The sequence below is a fragment of the Streptomyces sp. NPDC000941 genome (genome assembly GCF_053599555.1).
Genome location: NZ_JBSFMM010000417.1, coordinates 1 through 4553, shown reverse-complemented (window position 1 = coordinate 4553; position 4553 = coordinate 1). Strand labels below are relative to the sequence as shown.

Genomic DNA, 4553 nt, shown 5'->3' with positions numbered 1-4553 from the left:
GGCCTGCCCGCCTCCGGCCATACGCGGGCCTCGGTCAGCAGGCGTACCTGCCCGGCTTCCCAGTCGACATGCGAGGTGGGCTCATCGACATGCAGTGTCCGCGGCAGCACACCGCGCCGCATCGCCTCCACCATCTTGATCACACCCGCCACACCCGCAGCGGCGAGGGTGTGGCCGATGTTCGACTTCAACGAGCCCAGCCACAGGGGCGGTTCGGCATCCCTGCCCTGCCCGTAGGTCGCCATCAGGGCCTGCGCCTCGATCGGGTCACCCAGCTTCGTACCCGTCCCGTGCGCCTCGACCGCGTCCACATCGGACGCAGCCAGCCGCGCGCTGGCCAGCGCCTGCCTGATCACCCGCTCCTGCGAGGGACCGTTCGGCGCCGTCAGACCGTTGCTCGCGCCGTCCTGGTTGACAGCCGAACCCCGCACCACCGCCAGCACACGATCCCCCCGCCGCCGGGCATCGGACAGCCGCTCCAGGACCAGGACACCCACACCCTCGCCCCATCCGGTGCCGTCGGCCGAGGCCGCGAACGCCTTGCAGCGGCCGTCCGGGGACAGGGCACGCTGGCGGCTGAACTCGATGAAGTTCGTCGGGCCCGACATGATCGTGGCACCGCCGACGAGCGCACGAGAGCATTCGCCGTTGCGCAGTGCCTGGGCGGCCAGGTGCAGGGCCACCAGCGAGGACGAGCACGCGGTGTCCACCGTCACTGCCGGACCCTCCAGGCCCAGTGTGTAGGCCAGCCGCCCCGAGGCCACACTCGTGGTGTTGCCCGTCGAGATATAGCCCTCGTATCCCTCGGGAATCTCCTGGAGACGCGAGGTGTAGTCACCGAAGATGACGCCGGCGAAGACACCCGTGTCGCTGCCGCGCACCGAGGTGGGGTCGATACCGGCATGCTCGAACGCCTCCCAGGCGGCTTCGAGCAGCAGTCGCTGCTGGGGGTCGGTGGCTATGGCTTCGCGCGGGTTGATGCCGAAGAAGGCCGCGTCGAACCCGTCCACCCCGTCGATGAATCCGCCTTCCCGGACGTACGACTTGCCGGGCGTGTTCGGGTCCGGGTCGTAGAGATTGTCGAGGTCCCAGCCCCGGTTCGTCGGGAACGGCGAGATGGTGTCCGTGCCCTCCTCCAGCAGACGCCAGAGCCCGTCCGGTGCGGTGACGCCTCCGGGCAGCCGGCAGCTCATTCCCACGATCACCACCGGGTCGGTGTCGGTGGTGCGCTCCGTGGCCGCGACACCGGTGCCGGTGGCCGCGCCGGACGTGGGTGCGTCGTCGCCGATCAGTTCGCGCCGCAGGTGGGCGGCGAGGGCGGCGGGCGTCGGGTGGTCGAAGACGAGGGTCGCGGGGAGGCGCAGGCCTGTCGTGGCATTCATGCGGTTGCGGAGTTCGACCGCCGTCAGAGAGTCGAAGCCCAGGTCCTTGAAGGCCCGCGCGGGGTCGAGGGAGCTGCCCACGCCGTGACCGAGAACGGCGACGACCTCGTCACGGACGATGCCGTGCAGGAGGCGGTCCTGTTCCTCGGAGCCGAGGCGTGCGAGGCGTTCCGTGAGGGACGCGGCTCCCGCCGCCTCCGCTCCGGCGGCCACGCGGCGCCCGTTCCGGCCGCCGCCTCGGACCAAGGAGCTTAAAACTGAGGGAAGTCGACCAGCGTCCAGACGGCGCTTGAGGGCGTTCCTGTCCAGTCGGGTCAGGACGGGGTCGCACCTGCCGGACAGGAGCGCGGCGTCGAGGAGCGCCAGACCGTCGTCGAGGGTGAGCAGACCGAATCCGCTGCGGATGATGCGGTCACGGTCGGCCTGCCCCAGCACCGCACCCATCCCGCCCGACCCACCGGACTGATCCCACAACCCCCACGCCAACGACGTACCCGGCAACCCCAACCCACACCGCACCCGCGCCAACCCATCCAAAAACGCATTCCCCGCCGCATAGTTCGCCTGCCCCGGACTGCCCACCACACCAGCAACCGACGAGAACAACACAAACGCCGACAGATCCAACCCACGCGTCAACTCATGCAGATTCCACGCCGCGTCCACCTTCGGCCGCAGCACCAGACCCAACTCCTCCACCGACAACCCCGACACCGTGGCATCACGCACCACACCCGCCGCATGCACCACCGCCCGCAACGGATGCTCCACCGGCACCGACGCCAACACACCCGCCAACGCCTCCCGATCCGCCACATCACACGCCTCCACCCGCACCCGAGCACCCAACCCCTCCAACTCCGCAACCAACTCCCCCGCACCCGACGCCGCCAGACCCCGACGACTCGTCAACACCAAATGCCGAACACCATGCACAACCACCAAATGACGCGCCACCAGACCACCCAGCGACCCCGTACCACCCGTCACCAACACCGACCCCTCACCAACGTCGACGAAGCCCGCCGAGAATGTCGGCGATGCCGGCGATGCCGGCTGATCCACGAGGCGGGCGAGACGCGGTACGAGGGCCTGGCCACGGCGCAGCGCCAGTTGCGGTTCACCGCCGGCGAGGGCTGAGGGGAGGAGAGCGAGGGACGTCTGCTCGTCGTCGCAGTCGACGAGCACCACTCGTCCAGGCTGTTCGGATTGCACACTGCGCAACAGTCCCCATGCGGCCGCGGCTGCCAGGTCCGTCGGTGCCTCGTCGTCCTGTACGGCGACGGCTCCACGGGTGACGACCAGGAGACGTGTCTCTTCCAGGCGGGAGTCGGCCAGCCATTCCTGGACCTGGGCGAGCAGCCGGGCCGTCCGGGCGTGCACTGTTTCGGGGACCGCAGCGCCGTCGTGCTCCGCGAGCAGCGGCAGGAGCGCGACGTCCACAGCTGCCTCGGCGACCGCCGCCGCGTCGGGATACTTGGTGAGCTCCACGAGTTCCGCGTTCTCCTCGAACAGCTGGGGCGCTGCGGAGGCGGCTGTGGCGAGCACTGCCCACCGTTCCCCGTCCGGGATGCCGCCCGCCACCAGCGTCGTGGGCGTCCAGTCGAGGCGGCTCAGGCCCGGACCGCGTCCGCGTCCGGGTGCGAAATTCTTCGGCGCCTCCCGGAGGACGAGCGAGGCGACCTCGATGACCGGGGTTCCGGCAGGGTCGACGGCCTGGCAACGGAAGGAGCCGGCGGTGCCTTCCACGGGCGCCCAGTGGACACGCAGAGAGTTCGCGCCGGTGGCGTGGAGGCTGACGCCGGCGAAGCCGAAGGGCAGCAGGGCTCCTTCGACCGCGTCATCCCGCGTCGTGGCCAGCGGGTGCAGCACGGCGTCGAGAAGGGCCGGGTGGATGCCGTATCCGGAGACCTCGGTGCCGTCAGGCAGGGCGATCTCGGCATACAGGTCGTCACCGTCCCGCCAGAGAGCTGTCAGCCCCTGGAAGACCGGGCCGTACTCGGTACCCAGGTCGGCGACGCGCACGTAGAAGTCGGTGAGGTCGACCGGTTGGGCACCAGCGGGCGGCCAGCTTCCCTGCGTGGGCGCGGTTCCGTGTGGAGCGGCGCTTTCGGTGACGAGCGATCCGGTGGCGTGCCGGACCCACGTACCCGAAGGGGACTGGGCGGAGAGTCGGAAGGTGTGCCGTCCGGCTGCTTCGGCGGCCTCGACGATGAGTTGGACACTGACGCTGTCGCTCGCGCCGAGTACGAGCGGCGCTTCGATCGTCAGGTCTTCCAGGTGGCCACAGCCGACGTAGTCGCCCGCGTGCAGCGCCAGCTCCACGAACACCGTGCCCGGCACCAGCACCGACCCAGCCACCACATGATCCGCAAGCCAGGGCTGGCCGGACAGCGAAATCCGGCCGGTGAACACCGTCAAACCATCCTCGGCCAGCACCACCGCCGCGCCCAGCAGGCCATGACCGGCAGGAGCCTGCCCCAAACTCACCACATCCCCGCCACCAGAACCCGCCAGCAGCCAGTAGCTGTCGTGTTGGAAGGCGTAGGTGGGCAGTTCGGCGTGAGCTGTGGTGGGGGTGGGGAAGATGATGGGCAGGCCGTGGCAGTGGGCTGCGGCCAGCGCCAGGGGGAAGACGAGGTCCTGGCCGGTGCGCTGCAATGGGATCGCGGTCGCGTCCTGGGGGACGAGGGAGGAGAGCACCGCGTCCGGGCCCAGCTCGACGAACACCCGCCCGCCCAACTCCCGCGCCTGCTCCACCCCGGCCGCGAAACGCACCGTACCCCGCAACTGCGCCACCCAGTACGCCGGATCCGCCAGCTCCCCCGCACTCGCCACCCGCCCGGTCACATTCGAGACCACCGGCACCCGCGGAGCATGCGCGGTCACTCCCGCGACCACCTCCGCGAACTCCTCCAGCGCTGTGTCCATGTGTGCCGAGTGGAACGCGTGGCTGACCCGCAGCGCCTTCGTCCGCCGGCCCAGCCCCGCAAAATGCCCCGCCACCTCCGCGACCGCATCCGCATCGCCCGAGACCACGACCGATTCGGCGTCATTGACCGCGGCCAGCGACACCCCCGGATGCCCCTCCAGGACGGTGAGGACCTCGTCCTCGGTTGCGGCGATCATGGTCATCGCTCCGCCGGAGCGGGCGGCCTGCATCAGCCGTCC

The 4553-nt window shown here is 70.3% G+C and carries 1 protein-coding gene; it reads right to left on the bottom strand.

From position 1 onward, the window contains the following. The coding region (locus ACWDSL_RS52020; protein WP_450496617.1) for an SDR family NAD(P)-dependent oxidoreductase at positions 1 to 4511 on the bottom strand (4511 nt) is incomplete at its 3' end. Between the last annotated feature and the right edge of the window lie 42 nt (positions 4512 to 4553).